The sequence below is a fragment of the Streptococcus sp. 79 genome (assembly GCF_013277425.1).
In the GTDB taxonomy this organism is placed as follows: Bacteria; Bacillota; Bacilli; order Lactobacillales; family Streptococcaceae; genus Streptococcus; species Streptococcus pseudopneumoniae.
Genome location: NZ_VMMW01000016.1, coordinates 14,223 through 31,253, shown reverse-complemented (window position 1 = coordinate 31,253; position 17,031 = coordinate 14,223). Strand labels below are relative to the sequence as shown.

General features: G+C 39.2%; 15 protein-coding genes and 1 pseudogene. 1 reads left to right on the top strand and 15 read right to left on the bottom strand.

Translation table 11 applies throughout. The features are described 5' to 3' along the window. Positions 1 to 79: 79 nt before the first annotated feature. The 5 genes from HT729_RS04085 to pbp2a all read right to left on the bottom strand — a co-directional run bounded on the left by HT729_RS04085 (position 80) and on the right by pbp2a (position 3,857). Positions 80 to 559: a sigma-70 family RNA polymerase sigma factor gene (locus HT729_RS04085; RefSeq protein WP_172931708.1), complete on the bottom strand. Its 480-nt coding sequence runs from the start codon at positions 557 to 559 to the stop codon at positions 80 to 82. Positions 560 to 679: 120 nt separating this feature from the next. Then, positions 680 to 1,216 carry a transcription termination/antitermination protein NusG gene (gene nusG, locus HT729_RS04080; RefSeq protein WP_000376739.1) on the bottom strand — a complete coding sequence of 179 codons (537 nt, stop codon included), beginning with the start codon at positions 1,214 to 1,216 and terminating at the stop codon, positions 680 to 682. Positions 1,217 to 1,270: 54 nt separating this feature from the next. Further along, positions 1,271 to 1,447 carry a preprotein translocase subunit SecE gene (gene secE, locus HT729_RS04075; RefSeq protein ID WP_001210991.1) on the bottom strand — a complete coding sequence of 59 codons (177 nt, stop codon included), beginning with the start codon at positions 1,445 to 1,447 and terminating at the stop codon, positions 1,271 to 1,273. 9 nt (positions 1,448 to 1,456) lie between these two features. Continuing rightward, entirely contained in the window at positions 1,457 to 1,609 is a 153-nt protein-coding gene (gene rpmG / locus HT729_RS04070; RefSeq protein ID WP_014017356.1) for a 50S ribosomal protein L33, read from the bottom strand. 52 nt (positions 1,610 to 1,661) lie between these two features. After that, a complete protein-coding gene (gene pbp2a, locus HT729_RS04065) occupies positions 1,662 to 3,857 on the bottom strand; it encodes a penicillin-binding protein PBP2A (RefSeq protein ID WP_172931707.1) in 2,196 nt (731 codons plus the stop codon). An 86-nt stretch (positions 3,858 to 3,943) separates the two neighbouring features. On the opposite strand from pbp2a, the gene HT729_RS04060 reads away from it, so the two are divergent. Then, the gene (locus tag HT729_RS04060; protein ID WP_078892095.1) at positions 3,944 to 4,819 is read left to right on the top strand and encodes an RluA family pseudouridine synthase; all 876 of its coding nucleotides are present in this window, start codon (positions 3,944 to 3,946) and stop codon (positions 4,817 to 4,819) included. 68 nt (positions 4,820 to 4,887) lie between these two features. Here the strand turns inward: HT729_RS04060 and gap are convergent, their stop codons facing one another. From gap to ulaG, 10 genes and pseudogenes are all read right to left on the bottom strand, one after another. Next, positions 4,888 to 5,895, bottom strand: a complete 1,008-nt coding sequence (gene gap, locus HT729_RS04055; RefSeq protein WP_172931706.1) for a type I glyceraldehyde-3-phosphate dehydrogenase — start codon at positions 5,893 to 5,895, stop codon at positions 4,888 to 4,890. 176 nt (positions 5,896 to 6,071) lie between these two features. After that, positions 6,072 to 7,373 carry an ABC transporter permease gene (locus HT729_RS04050; RefSeq protein WP_171043538.1) on the bottom strand — a complete coding sequence of 434 codons (1,302 nt, stop codon included), beginning with the start codon at positions 7,371 to 7,373 and terminating at the stop codon, positions 6,072 to 6,074. Next, positions 7,342 to 8,025: an ABC transporter ATP-binding protein gene (locus HT729_RS04045; RefSeq protein WP_138707931.1), complete on the bottom strand. Its 684-nt coding sequence runs from the start codon at positions 8,023 to 8,025 to the stop codon at positions 7,342 to 7,344. Before HT729_RS04045 ends, HT729_RS04050 begins: the two co-directional genes overlap by 32 nt. A 304-nt stretch (positions 8,026 to 8,329) precedes the next feature. Further along, positions 8,330 to 9,250 (bottom strand): XRE family transcriptional regulator, encoded by a 921-nt coding sequence (locus HT729_RS04040; protein ID WP_119942052.1) that lies wholly within the window; start codon positions 9,248 to 9,250, stop codon positions 8,330 to 8,332. A gap of 123 nt (positions 9,251 to 9,373) precedes the next feature. After that, a pseudogene (gene adhE, locus HT729_RS04035) lies at positions 9,374 to 12,023 on the bottom strand (bifunctional acetaldehyde-CoA/alcohol dehydrogenase). A gap of 412 nt (positions 12,024 to 12,435) precedes the next feature. Next, entirely contained in the window at positions 12,436 to 12,846 is a 411-nt protein-coding gene (locus HT729_RS04030; RefSeq protein WP_016399060.1) for an MORN repeat-containing protein, read from the bottom strand. After that, a complete protein-coding gene (locus HT729_RS04025) occupies positions 12,833 to 13,276 on the bottom strand; it encodes a low molecular weight protein-tyrosine-phosphatase (RefSeq protein ID WP_172931705.1) in 444 nt (147 codons plus the stop codon). The genes HT729_RS04030 and HT729_RS04025 overlap by 14 nt, the downstream gene beginning before the upstream one ends. Before the next feature lie 46 nt (positions 13,277 to 13,322). Next, positions 13,323 to 13,622 carry a preprotein translocase subunit YajC gene (gene yajC / locus HT729_RS04020; protein WP_001069051.1) on the bottom strand — a complete coding sequence of 100 codons (300 nt, stop codon included), beginning with the start codon at positions 13,620 to 13,622 and terminating at the stop codon, positions 13,323 to 13,325. A gap of 116 nt (positions 13,623 to 13,738) precedes the next feature. After that, positions 13,739 to 15,715, bottom strand: a complete 1,977-nt coding sequence (tkt, locus tag HT729_RS04015) for a transketolase (RefSeq protein ID WP_172931704.1) — start codon at positions 15,713 to 15,715, stop codon at positions 13,739 to 13,741. Between the two features lie 113 nt (positions 15,716 to 15,828). Further along, complete coding sequence (ulaG, locus tag HT729_RS04010) at positions 15,829 to 16,920, bottom strand: L-ascorbate 6-phosphate lactonase (RefSeq protein ID WP_172931703.1); 1,092 nt, start codon at positions 16,918 to 16,920, stop codon at positions 15,829 to 15,831. Positions 16,921 to 17,031 lie beyond the last annotated feature (111 nt).

The window sequence follows — 17,031 nt, the reverse complement described above, 5'->3', positions numbered from 1 at the left end:
AACTCTTACTATTATACAGGCTTTTCTAACTTTGTCAACTACTTTTTCTAATTTTTTTTCATTTTTTTTGCATGACTTCCTAATGGCTACGGATGTCAAACTCTTTAAACACAATACGTAAATCTCTTAACACTCTTTGACGCCCTCGGAAGCGTTCATCTCTTAAGATGCGTTCTAATTCTTCTTGTTGCTCTTTAGTTTGTTTATTTCTATAATTTCTTAGTGTTTCATGAAAGAGATAATAATCGTCTAGCCAGAGTCCTCCATCACTTATACGATGACTGATTTCACCCACTTCTTCATAAGGTTCTTTATCATATCTTCGTTTGTGGCTTTCTTGCTTACGGATATAGTCTAAAATTCGATTTCGAAACTTGGTTTTGAAATATTTCCTTAAACGAGGAATATCTTCTACTAGTCCTTCTTCTCTACTAATCAATTCATGTAAGCAAATCATACCCTCTTGGTCCCAATCCGATAGTTCCCATAAATGAAGGTAATATTCATTTCTACACTTATATACACTCCCCTGGACTTCTTCATACAATTCTTTAAGCATAATCTCCCCCTTTCTAAATACAGTTTAACAAATCAAAAAGCTAATTTGGTTATTTCTCCCCATTCTGTTCCCTACACCGTCTAAACTGCACAAAAAAGAGAGGTCTTGCCTCTCTTTGGGTTATAATTCTGCGATTTGGTTTAGGTTTACTTCTGCAACTGTGTCATTACCAAACATAGAGATAATCATCTTCACTTTATTGTTATCAATTTCTGTAATCTTACCAGTGTAGTCTGCAAAAGCACCATCAATAATACGTACAGTTTGACCAACCTCAACATCGAAATCAAATTCTTGAACAGTTTGTCCCATAGATACCAAAATGTCACGAATTTCTTGTTCCAATAATGGAGTCGGTTTCGATCTGTTCCCGTGTGATCCGACAAATCCTGTAACATTTGGTGTGTTTCGAACAACAAACCAAGCTTCATCTGTCATGACCATTTCTACAAGAACATAACCTGGAAAGCGATTTTCTTCTACTTCTTTTCTCTTTCCATTTTTTTCAACTTGCACTGTTTGTGTTGGAATTTCAACGCGTAGAATATTATCCAACATATTGTAGGTTTGTGCACGTTGTAATAGATTTTCTTTTACCTTATTTTCATAACCAGAATAAGTTTGTAAAACAAACCACCCTTTATCAAAACTATCCATGATATTTCCTTTCATAAATAGAAGATTTCTAGTGTAATTAACTCCACTAGCCTTCTAAAAAATGTTAATAAATCGAATCAAACCTGAAACAATCAACTGGTCAAAAATGTAAATAATTACTACAAAGAAAGCTGTGTATTCCATGATAGAACGAAAATCTCTCCAGCTTTCCTTGCGAGTTGGCCATGTTGTGTCTTTAAGAAGTCTAAAAATATCTCCAATAAAACGCATCGCTCTCTCCTATCTCGTTTCTCTGTGTGTAGTGTACTTGCCACAATGCTTACAAAATTTATTTACTTCTAGTCGTGTAGGCTTGGGGGTTCCACTAATCTTAATTGAATAGTTTCTCGAACCACAAACCGCACAAGCTAGGCTTGCTTTTTTTAGTGCCATAACGCCTCCATCTTATCTATTATAACAAGAAAGCTAGGCTTTGACAAGCATCTTAGCGAAATAGATTGACTACCGAATCCCATATTGTTTGAGCCTTTTCCTTAATCTTCGCATCCGAGATAGCCCGACTAGCCTCATCTACTAGACTTTGCGCACGTCCTCGAATATCAGACAAATTATCATCTGTCTGGCTATTATCATTGGTTTGTACTTGTTTTTTTGTGTTAGCTGGTGCAATTCCGTTTTTCTTATATGCATTTTCAACTGTAAAGGTACTTCCTGGTGTATAATGTAAAATGGTATTTGCAATATTTCTAAAGACATGAGCAGCACCATTTGATGTAGAACCCGCTAGATAGTGATTTTCATCAGTGGTTGGAAAACCAAGCCAATGACTAATCACCACATCCGGAGTATAACCAATTACCCACTGGTCACTTGTGTACTCCGGATTGAAAACTGCTTCAGTTGTACCAGTTTTCCCTGCCATGACATAGTCTGCAGGTGATGAACTAATACCTGTTCCGTTTGTAAATGTACCCAACATCATACTAGTCATCTTGTCAGCTACAGCTTTATCAATCACTCGTTTTTGTGAATGTTTATGGCTCGCAATGACCTGACCACTAGCATTTTCAATTCTACTAATAAAATGAGCTTCCGGCATTAAACCTTCATTTGCAAAGGCAGCATATGCTTGAGCCATTTGCAGAGGATTGGTTTCGACACCACTTCCTAAAGCGACGCCGAGAACACGGTCGACCTTTTCCATGTTGAGTCCAAATTTTTCTCCTGCCTCAAAAGCCTTGTCAAGGCCCAAATCATTAACAATGGCAACAGCAGGTAGATTAAGCGATTCTGCCAAGGCTTGATACATAGGAACTTCTCGACTCGTTTTAATTCCTGCATAGTTATCAACCTTATAGCTGTCATACTGCATGGTATGGTTATCCAAGAGCTTGTTCAAAGCCCAACCTGCTTCAACTGCTGGCGTATAAACAACTAAAGGCTTAATTGTAGAACCAGGGCTACGTTTTGATTGAGTTGCATAGTTGAAATTCCGGAATCCAGTTTTATCATTGTCAGCAACTTGACCGACAACTCCACGAACTCCTCCTGTTTTCGGTTCAAGAGCTACACTTCCTGATTGAGCAAATGTTCCATCCTCTGCCCTCGGAAATAGCGAGGTGTTTTCATAGACAACCTGCATATTTGCTTGGTAGTTTTGGTCCAGCTCTGTGTAAATGCGGTAGCCATTATTGACAATCTCTTCCTCTGTTAGATTATACTTGGAAACAGCTTCATTAACCACAGCATCAAAGTAAGAAGGATAGCGGTAATCTGAGATTTTCCCTTCATACTTATCGTGTAATTGCGAAGTCATATCAACTTCTGCAGCTTCGGTTTCTTGGTTTTTATCAATGTAACCCGCTGCAACCATATTCTGCAAGACAGTATCACGACGATTAGTAGAATCTTCTACAGATTTCAAGGGGTTATACAGTTCCGGTCCCTTGAGCATCCCTGCCAAAGTCGCAGCTTGATCCAAACTCACTTCTGATGCAGAAACTCCAAAGTATTTCTTACTCGCATCTTCTACACCCCACACACCATTTCCAAAATAGGCATTGTTAAGGTACATGGTTAAGATCTGATCCTTACTATATTTTTTTGTTAATTCTAAGGCAAGGAAAAATTCTTTCGCTTTTCTCTCAACAGTTTGATCCTGAGACAGATAGGCATTTTTAGCCAACTGTTGGGTAATAGTAGAACCACCACCTGAACGACCAGCAGTAACAATCGCCAAGAAGAAACGACCATAGTTAATCCCGTCGTTTTTATAGAAAGAACGGTCTTCTGTCGCAATAACAGCATTCTGCAAGTTTTTACTGATGTCAGTCAGTTCAACATAAGTTCCTTTTTGACCAGACAAGGCACCAGCCTCTTTTTCTTCACGGTCAAAAATGATAGTCCGAGTTTTCAAGGCGTTTTGCAAATCGTTAACATTGGTTGACTTAGCTACAGCAAACAAATAGGTTCCAACTAGCAAGCCTGCACTCAAACCTAGTATAAGGACAATCTTTGTTAGATGATAACGACGCCAGAATTTTCGAATTGGACCCACTTGGGCCAATTTTTTTCTATCACTGCGAGAACGACGTAAGCTAGTAGAATCAGAATCTTCTAGTTCACTTGTTTCTTTTTTAAAAAGAGAAAGAAATTTCTCGAATAATTTATCTAATTTCATGCGTTTATTTTATCATCTTCATCATAGGAAGACAAGAATTTAGCTATTTCCTATCCAAATAGGGCTTTTTTTGTTACAATATCTGTATGCAATTCACATTTACATTACCAGACTCTCTACCTCAAATGACGGTAAAGCAATTACTGGAGGAGCAACTCCTCATCCCTAGAAAAATCCGTCATTTTTTAAGAATCAAGAAACACATTTTGATTAATCAGCGAGAAGTTCATTGGAACGAGATGGTAAGTCCTGGAGATGTTTGCCAGTTGACTTTTGACGAGGAAGATTATCCCGAAAAAGAAATCCCTTGGGGCAACCCAGACTTAGTGCAGGAAGTTTATCAAGATCAACACTTGATTATTGTAAACAAACCAGAGGGGATGAAAACGCATGGTAATCAGCCAAACGAAATCGCCCTTCTCAACCATGTCAGTGCCTATGTTGGCCAAACCTGCTATGTCGTTCATCGTCTGGACATGGAAACCAGTGGCTTGGTTCTCTTTGCCAAAAATCCTTTTATCCTGCCCATTCTCAACCGCTTATTGGAGAAAAAAGAGATTTCTAGGGAATATTGGGCGCTTGTTGACGGAAATATCAACAGCAAAGAACTTGTTTTCAAAGACAAAATTGGGCGTGATCGCCATGACCGCAGAAAACGAATAGTTGATACAAAAAATGGGCAATATGCTGAAACGCATGTAAGCAGATTAAAGCAATTCCCAAACAAAACGACCCTTGTCCGTTGTAAACTAAAGACAGGGCGAACCCATCAGATTCGTGTGCACCTTTCGCATCATAACTTCCCTATTTTGGGCGACCCTCTCTATAACAGCAATTCAAAGACGAGTCGGCTTATGCTCCACGCCTTCCGACTGTCCTTTACCCATCCGCTTACTCTAGAGAAATTAAGCTTCACTGTCCTATCAGATACTTTTGAAACAGAATTAAAAAAGAATGGATGATTGTGTCATCCATTTTTAAATATTTGAAAAGCAAGACCAAGAGGCCTTGCTTTTTATCGACTCAAGAATTATTTAGCAATTTTTGCGAAGTATTCAAGAGTACGAACAAGTTGTGCAGTGTATGACATTTCGTTGTCGTACCATGATACAACTTTAACCAATTGTTTACCGTCAACGTCAAGGACTTTAGTTTGAGTTGCGTCAAACAATGAACCGTAAGACATACCTAGGATATCTGAAGATACGATTGGATCTTCTGTGTAGCCATATGATTCGTTTGAAGCTGCTTTCATAGCTGCATTCACTTCATCAACAGTAACGTTCTTTTCAAGAACAGCTACCAATTCAGTAACTGATCCAGTTGGAGTTGGAACGCGTTGTGCAGATCCGTCAAGTTTACCGTTCAATTCTGGAATTACAAGACCGATAGCTTTAGCAGCACCAGTTGAGTTAGGAACGATGTTTGCAGCACCAGCGCGAGCACGGCGAAGGTCACCACCACGGTGTGGTCCGTCAAGGATCATTTGGTCACCAGTGTAAGCGTGGATAGTAGTCATCAATCCTTCAACAACACCAAAGTTGTCTTGAAGAGCTTTAGCCATTGGAGCCAAGCAGTTTGTAGTACATGAAGCACCTGAGATAACTGTTTCAGTACCGTCAAGAACGTCGTGGTTAGTGTTGAATACAACTGTTTTAACGTCGTTTCCACCAGGAGCAGTGATAACAACTTTTTTAGCTCCACCTTTAAGGTGTTTTTCAGCTGCTTCTTTCTTAGCAAAGAAACCAGTAGCTTCAAGAACGATTTCTACACCGTCAGTAGCCCAGTCGATTTGTTCTGGATCACGTTCAGCAGAAACTTTAACGAATTTACCGTTAACTTCGAATCCACCTTCTTTAACTTCAACAGTACCGTCGAAACGACCTTGAGTTGTGTCGTATTTCAACAAGTGTGCAAGCATAACTGGATCTGTAAGGTCGTTGATGCGTGTAACTTCAACACCTTCTACGTTTTGGATACGACGGAAAGCAAGACGACCGATACGTCCGAAACCGTTAATACCAACTTTAACTACCATTAGTGATTTCCTCCTTATGAAAATCATGAAATTTTTATTGTGAAAAGAGTAACTTGAATCACTACAAATCACCTTTCAACAAACCTATTATATAACTATTTAAGTTTAATTGCAAGTACGGGCATTGTTTTTCTATGTTAGTTTCTTTTTACGGCTATAAATCAAGAACTCCCTTACTATTCATATCGTAGCGATTCTACAGGATCCATTTTACTAATTTTACGTGCTGGGAAGTAGGCTGAGACATAACCAAGTAATAGAGCGAAAAGTAGAGTTCCTAAAACAGATAACAAATTTAATTCAAAAACCTTCGTGATGGATGGGTAAAAGTGATTTACAACCGCATTCGCCAAACTTCCCACCCCTTGTGCTACCAAAAAGGCCAGCAGCAAGGCGATCCCTACAATCCAGATAGCCTCGTAAATAAAAATCCCTTTGACATCACGATTTTGATAACCAACTGCCTTCATGACGCCTATTTCCTTAGAACGTTGCATAATATTGATGTAAATGATGATACCAATCATGACCGCTGCTACCACAATAGCTTGTGATGAAAGTACAATCAACAATCCCTGAATGACACGAATAAAGGTAATCACAATATCAAGAACCTTCTGTTGAGAAAGAACAGTATACTTCTTGTTTTTCTGCAATTCTTCTGTTATCGCTTTTGTTTGTGATGGATCTTTGAGTTCCAAGATAAAATAAGATACAGCTTTTGTAAATCCAGCTTCTTTCAAAATCGTTTCCATTTGATGAGACGGCATGAAACTGTTGCTGTCCTCCAGGTCATCTTCATCATTGATTACACGTACAATCTTCGTTTGAAATTGAGCAATCTTACTAGCTTCGGCAGCATTTTCTACAATGCTGGCTGAGACTGATTTGCCAATAACATCATTAGCTGTCAGATTGTTTCCTGTCTGTTCATTCCAATTTTTTAGTAAACTGCTTGGAATCGTCAAACCCTGTTCATTTGCATCCGTATAGAGGGAACCAGCTAACACTTTGTCCGCCTCATTACTACTAACAGAGATACTTGTATCCTCATAGAGACTCACTACTTGAGCATAAGAAGGCATCGTTTGACTCAGATCCATTTCTTGACCATCTATAGTCATATTTGACATGATCATCCCAAAAGGACTCTCCAAATATTTAATAGCTTCTTTTCCAACTGTATCCGTGATGTAGTTCTTATCATCTTGGTTCAAAAAGCCTCGTCCAACATTTTTTGTGTTTAAAGCAATCTGAACTTGTGAAGGGATTTGACCTCCATTCGTATTTTCATCAATCATCGAAATCAATGCATTTCCCAAGCCGAAAGAAATTAAGACTCCTACAAAACCGATTGAGGTTGCTAGCGCAATCAATAGATTACGCCACTTTCTTTCCATAAAGTTATTTAAAGAAAGTTTGAATTTGTTTTTCAATGATAATCCTTTATTTTTTGACTTCTTCAACGACTTCACCATCCTTCATTTTGATAATCACATCTGCATATTCGGCAACCTCTGGATTATGGGTTACGATCAATACTGTTTTCCCTGTTTGGGCTAAATTTTTAAATACCTCCAATACCATTTCTTGAGATTGAGAATCCAGCGAACCCGTTGGCTCATCTGCTACAATCATATCTGGCTGATTTACCAGTGCACGCGCGATTGCCACGCGTTGCTTTTGCCCACCAGAAAGTTGTTTAACATTTTTAGCTATAAAAGGTTCCATGCCCAAGTTACTTAATTGCTCCTTTGCAATCATTGTCATCTCCCTGTCAGATAAATCTTTGACATAGAGAGGTAGCTTGACATTGTCCAAGACAGACTGATGAGGAATGAGGTTAAAGTTTTGAAACACAAATCCAATCTTATCTTTACGAAATTGAGTTAGTTCAATCTCTGATAAGTCACGGAGGGATTCCCCTTTAAACTCTAAATCTCCTTCATATTGTCTATCTAAACCGCTGATGATGTTTAGTAGACTGGTTTTGCCACATCCTGACGGACCATAAATCGCAGTGATTTTCCCTTTTGCGATTTGCAGATTTATATTCTCTAAAGCCTGCTCTTGATGTTTACCGTCCAAGGCGTAAAACTTTGAAATATTTTTAATGGATAAAATGGACATTCTTTCCCCCTTATTTAAAACTGTTATCATTATACATCATACTGATAGAAAATCCTTCAAGTTGATTGACCCTATGGGCCTACTACTTAGAGTTTCCTCTCTATTGCCTAGTTTGCTTCTGGATGTATATCAAGTAATACTCTTCGAAAATCTCTTCAAACCACGTCAACGTCGCCTTGCCGTACTCAAGTACAGCCTGCGGCTAGTTTCCTACTTTGCTCTTTGATTTTCATTGAGTATAAAATTCATTTTAACAAAAAAGCGGCATTCCCTCAATGACAGAAATGTCACTCCTATAAACTCTTTAACGATATCTTTCTAGATCCTCGCTCCATTCATTATCTAAACTAACGATTAACTTCTCATTGCCAAACATCCTCGCCATCATTTTTGCTTCTTCATACTTTTGTTTGGCTGTATCATAATCCGTCTGAATATAATATTTCCACTCCACCATCAAGACAATCGGTTGTTTTTGAAAATCTCGTGTTTTTTGCCCTATTTTATTTAAGGTCTCGACTGCCCTCTTAAAATAATGAAGCAACCCCATAATCTCTATACAAGTTAAAGAAGCTAACAAGGAGTCTCTAAGTAAGTCCAAACAATCGAACTCTATCTTATCAACCTGAGAACTTAGTTTGTCATGAAAACAAAGAATGGTTTCATGCTCAGATTCTTTTATCTCACCCATATTTAAACCATCCATTAACTGACAGTTGAAATACAGTCTCAGTTTCAACAAGTCCTCGGCTTTATATACATCTCTGGATAGTAAGTCTTGAAGACTGTCCTCAATCACACTGCTTCCATATAAGGAATTACTAGTCATTCTCACTGCATCTATAGCTTGAAGACAATCCACTAGCACTTTCTCATCACGTGGCAAATCATCATAAAAATTCTCAAAAATCTCATCGAAATATTCTTCCTTTTGTTCCTGCAACTCCTTGTCTCCATAGTCAGGATGATGTAAAAGAAAGTACTTTAATTCTTGGTAGCGTTTAGGCAATTCCTTATAATCTGGCATCAAGACGTAGGACGGAATTTCTAATCTATCTGCAATATATTCTAGGGTTTTTATCGTCGGGCGAAATTCTCCTTTTTCAATCCGCACCAACTGACGCACTGATAATTCAGACTCATCTCCGCAAAAAACTGGACGACTAAGGCCTTTCTCCTCTCTTAAAAGTCGCACTTTATCCCCTAACTCATTTATCTTGTTCATTTGCCCCTCGCATGATTATTAAAGATTTGATTTTCAAATAAATATATGCGATGATTATACCATTTTTCAAATAGAATTACAAAAAAGAGACAGGATAACTCCTGCCTCTAAACTGATAAACAATTATTTACGGCGTCCTGGTCTTTCTTTGTAGCCATAATATGCATCTGCCATAATTTCTTCCATGTCAGCTACCATTGGCAAGCGTGGGTTAGCAGGAGAACATTGGTCTTCATAAGCAAGCAAAGCAATTTCATGCAAGCTGTCTTTCCAAGCTTTTTCATCAATTCCTTGATCCTGGAAGTTCATCTTGATACCTACTGCAACACCAAGTTCGTAAACAGCTTTAGCGTATGCCTCAACTGCTTCTTCTGGAGTTGAGTGAGGCAAGCCAAGCATTTTCGCGATGTCTTGGAATTTCTCATCAGCTTTCCAGTAGTTGTATTTAGGCCATGTAGTAGTCTTAGCTGGACGAGTTCCGTTGTAACGGATAACGTACGGAAGCAAGATAGCATTTGTACGTCCGTGAACAGTGTGATGAACACCACCAATCTTATGGGCCATTGAGTGGCTCATTCCAAGGAAGGCATTGGCGAAGGCCATACCAGCCATTGTAGACGCATTGTGCATTTTCTCACGAGCTTCTGGGTCAGCTGTCTTAACAGATTTTTCCAACCATTCAAAGACAAGTTTGATTGTTTGAAGCGCAATACCGTCTGTATAGTCGTTAGCAAAGTTTGAAGTGTAGGCTTCAGTCGCGTGTGTCAAGACATCCATACCTGTATCAGCAGCGATAAAGTCTGGAACTGATTCAACCAAAGCAGGGTCAACAATGGCAATAGTCGGTGTCAATGAGTAGTCAGCCAATGGGTATTTGCGGTTGTTTTTCTTATCAGAGATAACGGCAAATGGTGTTACTTCTGAACCAGTACCTGAAGTTGTTGGGATACCGATGTACTTCGCTTTCTTACCAAGTGATGGGAAGCGGAAGGCGCGTTTACGGATATCCATGAATTTTTGAACCAAGTCACGGAAGTCGATTTCTGGTTGTTCGTAGAAGAGCCACATTACTTTGGCTGCATCCATTGGTGAACCACCACCAAGAGCAATGATTGTGTCTGGTTCAAATGCTTTCATCACCTCAGCACCACGTTCTACAGTTGTGATGTCTGGATCTGGTTCAACATCTGAGAAGACTTGGATAGTTACACGGTTGCTACGTGCGTTCAATTGATCGATAACACGTTGAACGAAACCAAGTTTAACCATAGAGTCGTCAGTTAAGATCATCACTCTCTCTACCCCCCATTTCGCTTGAATATCTGATTGCGTTTGGTTCAAAGTATACTTTTGGGGGAATTTTGTACTATTATAAATTGTTTTTTCTGCGCGCAATAATTTTGTAGTTAAGTAGATTTACAGCTCCGATGTTTCCAGATACTGAGTTTCCTCCGTAGCTACCACATCCAAGAGTTAGTGATGGGATAAGCGCGTTGTAGATATCCCCGATAGCTCCGTGTGTAGATGGAGAGTTCCATAAGATACGGCAAGCAGGAATTACTTTACCAAATTGTTCAGCAACCTCTTCGTCTTGAGTATGTACAGCAGCACTGTGACCTAAACCATTAAATTCAACCATTTGAAGAGATTTTTCAATTCCATCTTCAGTGCTAATAGATTTAAGTACCGCTAATATTGGAGATAATTTTTCACGAGTTAGAGGTTCATTTTCTCCTACTTCTTTAACTTCAGCAGCTAAAATTACTGTTCCTTTAGGAACTTCGAATCCTGCTAATTCAGCAATGTGTTCAGCAGATTTACCAACTACGTCAGCATTTAATTTAGCGCCAGCACAGTTATTAGAGTTAGCTTTTGCTCCAAATACGAATTCTTCAAGTTTAGCTTTTTCTTCTTTGTTAACGAAGTATACATGGTGTTCTTTCATTAATTCAATGAACTCTTCATAGTGTTCAGTATCAACGATAGCTGCTTGTTCACTGGCACAAATCATACCGTTATCGAATGATTTACTTAATACGATGTCGTTAACTGCTTGTTTAAGTTTTGCATCTTTGTGTACATAAGCAGGTACGTTACCAGGACCAACACCTAAAGCAGGTTTTCCGCAAGAGTAAGCTGCTTTAACCATTGCACTACCACCAGTAGCAAGAATTATAGATACTCCATCATGTTTCATTAATGCGTTTGTTGCATCTAATGATGGTTGTTCGATAAATTGAATACATTCTTCAGGAGCACCAGCTTCAATAGCTGCATCACGAACTATACGAGCTGCTTGTTTAGAACATTCATTTGCAGCAGGGTGGAAGCTGAAGATAATTGGGTTACGAGTTTTTAAGCAGATTAATGATTTAAATATTGTAGTAGATGTAGGGTTAGTTGTTGGTACGATACCACAAACAACACCAACAGGGTCAGCAATTGTAGTTAAACCATCTGATTCATCTTTATCAACAATACCTACCGTTTTTAGTCCGCGTAAGTTGTTTGCAATGTTTTCACAGGCAAACAAGTTCTTTGTAACCTTATCTTCAAATACACCACGTTCTGTTTCTTCGATTGCATGTTGAGCAAGAATTCTGACTGCATCAAGTGCTGCAGCTGATGCTTTCTCTACGATGTAATCAACTTGTTCTTGGTTCAACTTACGCATTTCATCAAGCGCAACCAAAGCTTTTTGTACTAGTCCGTCTACATGCTTTTCAGCAGCGAGTTGTTTTTGCTCAGGTGTTACAGTTTTTTTATCAGCCATATTTTCCTCCATAGCCTTAAAGGATTTAAACTCAATGAAAATCAAAGAGCAAACTAGGAAGCTAGCCGCAGGTTGCTCAAAGCACAGCTTTGAGGTTGCAGATAAAGCTGACGTGGTTTGAAGAGATTTTAGAAGAGTATTAATCCTTTGTTCATTTTTTCATAAGTTTATTATAACGCATTATTTCAACTTTGTAAACGTTTTTATAAACATTTCGCAAAAAATTTTTAGTTCCTTGTGAAATGTTTGTTATTTTCTTTTCTTAGCAAGCTTTTTCTTTAAGCTTTGTGAAATTTATTTCAAATATTTTTTATTTCACAAACTTGCTTGGAAGAGGGATTTGGAAAGAAAGGGATTTACAGGTAAGCGCTTACCTTGTAATTCTAATAATACCTCCTTTGATAAGGAGGCTTTATTTTTGTTGAAAAACGCCTTGTTTAAAAGTCCCTTCATAAACAACTTCTTGTTCTGTTGTTAGTTTTCCTTTTCCTTCAGCCTGACCATTTACAAAATCACCTTCGTAGGTCCAACCTTCTTTAGATTGAAAAGTACCTTTTCCATTGAAGGCTCCATTGTTGAAGCCACCTGTATATTGGTCTCCATTTTGGAAGGTAATGGTACCTTGTCCATTCATTTTACCACGGACAAGACTGCCGTCGTAAACAATCGTTCCATTATCGAGTTTTAGAATACCTTTTCCGGGAATATTTAGAAAAAAGACGAGTACAGCACAAAAAACAATGGTAACTACTGCTAAAAGCTCTAAACGTGGACGAGTCAGATAGACACGATACTTTTCATAAAAACTCTTAAGATTTTCCATCTTCACTCTCCTTTTCTAAACGTTCTAACCAAACTTTACAACCCTCCTGGACACGCTGATAGGTTTCCTCAAAATCTCCTGTATACCAAGGGTCTGGAACACTTTCAGATGAAAATGAGTAAATCTTATCTTGACAGTCTACTGGACACATCTGACGTAAGTCAGAAATATTTGAAGCGTCCATTCCGATAATATAATCAAAGGATTCAAAATCTTCCTTACTAATCTGAAGCGATGTCTTGTTCTTGTCATAAGGAATCTCATACTGTTGCAAAATTCCCTGAGTCCCCTTATGAATCGGATTGCCATGTTCCCAAGAGGAAGTTGCTCGACTTTGGATTTCGTAGTTATCTGTCATTGATTTCATAACAAACTCGGCCATAGGGCTACGGCAAATATTTCCCAGACAGACAAAGACTAATTTTTTCATCCCATTTCCTTTCTTTTATAGAAAAACGGGAGTTCGTGATCCCGTCTTATTTTTCAATTGCGCCTTCTAGTGAAGCTGTTTCTTTCAGCGGTAATACTGTCTTGATAGCAGCTAGTTCAAAAGTCAAGTAAACTCCATCTACGTCAAGAACTATTGTTCCCTTCTCCGTATCTACTTCATCGACTGTTCCATAAAGTCCACCGATTGTAATCACTTCATAGCCTTTTTGTAGTTTATTTAAGCTTTCCATACGCTTTTGAGCTTGTTTCTTTTGAGAACGTTGCATAAAGAACATCAAGGCCATCATACCTACAAGCATGATTAAAAAAGTAATATTTGGATTCATTGTTTTCTCCTTTGTCTTTTACATAGGACTACTATATCAAATTTCAGCTACTTTTACAAGATTGTACCTTACTTTTCTGGTAAGAAAAACCAGAGCTTACGCCCTGATTTTTAGGATTATTTCAAGTTTCGAACAATTTTTACAAGATTTTCTACAGTAAAGCCATATTCTGCCAATACTTTTGGTGCTGGGGCAGAGGCTCCGAAGGTATCAATACCTAGAACGACACCATCGAGACCAACATATTTGTACCAGTTTTGACTTGCACCCATTTCGACTGCAACACGACGGCGGACTGCATTTGGAAGAATCTCTTCCTTGTAAGCTGCATCTTGTTTATCAAAGACATCTGTAGATGGCATGCTGACTACGCGAACTTTTTCGCCTTGACTAGCCAATTCTTTAGCAGCTGAGACAGCAAGATTAACCTCTGAACCTGTCGCAATCAAGATGGTATCAAAGTCGGCTGCATTTTCATAGACAACATAAGCACCTTTAGCAACCTTGTCGAAGTCTGTTCCATCTTCAACAGTCAAGTTTTGACGTGTCAAGACAAGGGCAGTTGGTGTTTTCTCACTTGTCACTGCAAGGTACCAAGCTGCTTGCGTTTCACGCGCATCTGCTGGACGGAAAACATTTAGATTTGGCATAGCACGAAGACCTGCTAAATGCTCAACTGGTTCGTGAGTCGGACCATCTTCCCCAACTGCGATTGAATCATGGGTAAAGACATAAGTCACAGGAAGTCCTTGTAAGGCTGACAAGCGGACAGCTGCCTTCACATAGTCAGAGAAGACGAAGAAAGTTCCACCGTATACACGAAGTCCACCATGAAGGGCCATCCCGTTCAAGATTGTTCCCATTGCAAATTCACGAACACCAAACTGAATGTTACGATTCAAGCGATTGGCATCGTCTTGAAGTCCATCCGTCTTGATATAAGTCATGTTTGAGTGAGCAAGGTCAGCTGATCCACCTAGGAAGGTTGGTAATTTAGCTGCCACAACATTCAAGGCATCTTGACTTGAATTACGAGTTGCTTGAGAAAAACCATTTTCTAAAGCTGGGAAGTCTGCTGGAGTCACTTCGACTGGATCACGTCCATCGATGATAGCTTCTACTTCCGCAGCCAATTCTGGATGCGCTTCTTTATAGTCAGCAACTAATTTTGTCCAAGCTTCATAAGCTGATGCGCCACGGTCTGCAACATGTTCTTTGAAATCAGCATAAACTTGTTCTGGGATTTCAAACGGCTCGTATTCCCAATCAAGGGCTTGACGAGTTGCTGCAGTTTCATCTGCTCCAAGAGGGGCACCATGTACAGCATTGGTTCCTTGTTTGTTTGGAGAACCGTATCCAATAACAGTCTTCACTTCAATCAAAGATGGCTTGCCTGAAGCTTTAGCTGTTTCGATAGCAGCTTGGATTGCTTCCAAGTCTGTTCCATCTTCGACCAAGGCAGTATGCCAACCATAGGCATTGTAACGGTCACGAACGCTTTCAGTGAAGGAATCCTTTGTCTCACCATCCAAGTTGATATCATTTGAATCATAGAGGACAACCAACTTGTCTAGTTTTTGCAAACCTGCGTATGAAGCTGCCTCACTTGAGACACCTTCCATCAAGTCTCCATCTCCACAGATAACATAAGTATAGTGGTCAAAGATATTGTAGCCTTCGCGGTTATATTTGGCTGCTAAGAAGCGTTCTGCCTGGGCAAAACCAGTGGCAGTTGAAATCCCTTGACCTAAAGGACCTGTCGTTGCATCAATCCCTGCTGTATGACCAAATTCTGGGTGACCTGGTGTTTTTGAACCCCACTGACGGAAGCTCTTAATCTCATCCATGCTGACATCTTCAAAACCAGAAAGGTGAAGAAGAGCATAAAGGAGCATTGAACCATGACCAGCTGAAAGAATAAAGCGGTCGCGGTTAATCCAGTTTGGTTGAGCTGGATTGATACGAAGTTGTTTTGTAAAGAGGCTGTAAGCCATCGGAGCCGCTCCCATGACCACACCTGGGTGACCTGAGTTGGCTTTATTAATGGCGTCAATACCTAGGAAACGAATTGCATTAACAGATAGATTTGACATAGAATTTCCTTTCTATTTGAGGTGATTATTGTATCACACATTCTATTTTACTATTATATGAAAATTATCCGTATCATGCAACATACGGATAACCTCCAAAGAATATTTTTATATTATAGCAAAGCTTTAAATTGAATGTTAGAGTCTTGTTCAAAACAATCATCAAAACCACGTGGATGATGGTATTCTACTAAGTGTTGATCTTGAGGATAAGTATACTTACCGCCAACTTCCCAGATAAATGGATGGAAATCGTATTGCAAGCGATCTTTTCGCATTTTCCAAAGTTCTAGAATCTCATTAGTAGAAGCCATGAAGTTAGACCAGATATCATAGTGAACTGGGATAATGACTTTTGTACGCAGATTTTCTGCCATACGAAGAAGGTCGATAGATGTCATTTTGTCTTGGATACCTACCGGATTTTCACCATAGTTATTCAAAGCAACATCAATTTTAAAGTCTTTACCATGTTTTGCAAAATAGTTTGAGAAGTGAGAATCTGCACCATGATAGATGGTTCCACCTGGTGTTTCAAAGATATAGTTAACAGCCTTTTGAGCCATTTCTTCATCTGTAACAGCCAAGCCAGCAAGTTCACCGCCTGTCTCATCAGCACCGTTCACTGGGAGAGTTACCAAGCAAGTACGGTCAAATGATTCTACTGCATGAATCTTCATATCTTTTAATTCGATAGTGTCACCTGGCTTCACAACGATGATACGTTCTTTTGGAACACCCCATCCTTCCCAGATTCGTCCACAGTGGTAAGGACCGATAAACTTAACATGCTCTAACTTAGGATTGTTGAGAATTGCTGCAGCTGTGTATGGGTCGATATGATCACTGTGGAAGTGTGAAACTAAGTAATAGTCTAGTTCGTTGATAGCAAATGGATCGATAACCATTGGCTGAACACGCAAGTTTGGTTGCAACTTACGAACACCTGCCATATTTGCCATTTGGTGCCCACGAACCATATCTTTCACTTTTTTAGTTGATTTTCCACGGTTTGACCAAAGGTCCATGACAACGTTAGCACCAGCTGGTGTCTTAATCCAAGTACCACAGTTGCCTAGCCACCACATGGCAAAGTTGCCTGCTGGCACCACTTCTTCTTCGATTTCTTCGTTCAACCAGGTTCCCCACTCTGGGAAAGTGGCTAAAATCCATGACTCTCTTGTAATTTCTTTGACGTTTGGCATATGTTGCCTCCTTTGGATATAATTGTTATCTTTGAGATTAGTATACCACCCTTCAAAACACTAAAAAAGACCAAGAAAAACACAGGTTTGTGTTCATCATTGGACTGTCCT

Bases quoted from the DNA above. Each gene is read 5' to 3' on its own strand.
- gap (WP_172931706.1), bottom strand. From the start codon at position 5,895: ATGGTAGTTAAAGTTGGTATTAACGGTTTCGGACGTATCGGTCGTCTT.
- rpmG (WP_014017356.1), bottom strand. From the start codon at position 1,609: ATGGCACTAAAAAAAGCAAGCCTAGCTTGTGCGGTTTGTGGTTCGAGA.
- ulaG (WP_172931703.1), bottom strand. From the start codon at position 16,920: ATGCCAAACGTCAAAGAAATTACAAGAGAGTCATGGATTTTAGCCACT.
- HT729_RS04060 (WP_078892095.1), top strand. From the start codon at position 3,944: ATGCAATTCACATTTACATTACCAGACTCTCTACCTCAAATGACGGTA.
- HT729_RS04050 (WP_171043538.1), bottom strand. From the start codon at position 7,373: ATGGTGAAGTCGTTGAAGAAGTCAAAAAATAAAGGATTATCATTGAAA.
- yajC (WP_001069051.1), bottom strand. From the start codon at position 13,622: ATGAATCCAAATATTACTTTTTTAATCATGCTTGTAGGTATGATGGCC.
- tkt (WP_172931704.1), bottom strand. From the start codon at position 15,715: ATGTCAAATCTATCTGTTAATGCAATTCGTTTCCTAGGTATTGACGCC.
- HT729_RS04030 (WP_016399060.1), bottom strand. From the start codon at position 12,846: ATGGAAAATCTTAAGAGTTTTTATGAAAAGTATCGTGTCTATCTGACT.
- HT729_RS04025 (WP_172931705.1), bottom strand. From the start codon at position 13,276: ATGAAAAAATTAGTCTTTGTCTGTCTGGGAAATATTTGCCGTAGCCCT.
- pbp2a (WP_172931707.1), bottom strand. From the start codon at position 3,857: ATGAAATTAGATAAATTATTCGAGAAATTTCTTTCTCTTTTTAAAAAA.
- HT729_RS04040 (WP_119942052.1), bottom strand. From the start codon at position 9,250: ATGAACAAGATAAATGAGTTAGGGGATAAAGTGCGACTTTTAAGAGAG.
- HT729_RS04085 (WP_172931708.1), bottom strand. From the start codon at position 559: ATGCTTAAAGAATTGTATGAAGAAGTCCAGGGGAGTGTATATAAGTGT.
- HT729_RS04045 (WP_138707931.1), bottom strand. From the start codon at position 8,025: ATGTCCATTTTATCCATTAAAAATATTTCAAAGTTTTACGCCTTGGAC.
- nusG (WP_000376739.1), bottom strand. From the start codon at position 1,216: ATGGATAGTTTTGATAAAGGGTGGTTTGTTTTACAAACTTATTCTGGT.
- secE (WP_001210991.1), bottom strand. From the start codon at position 1,447: ATGCGTTTTATTGGAGATATTTTTAGACTTCTTAAAGACACAACATGG.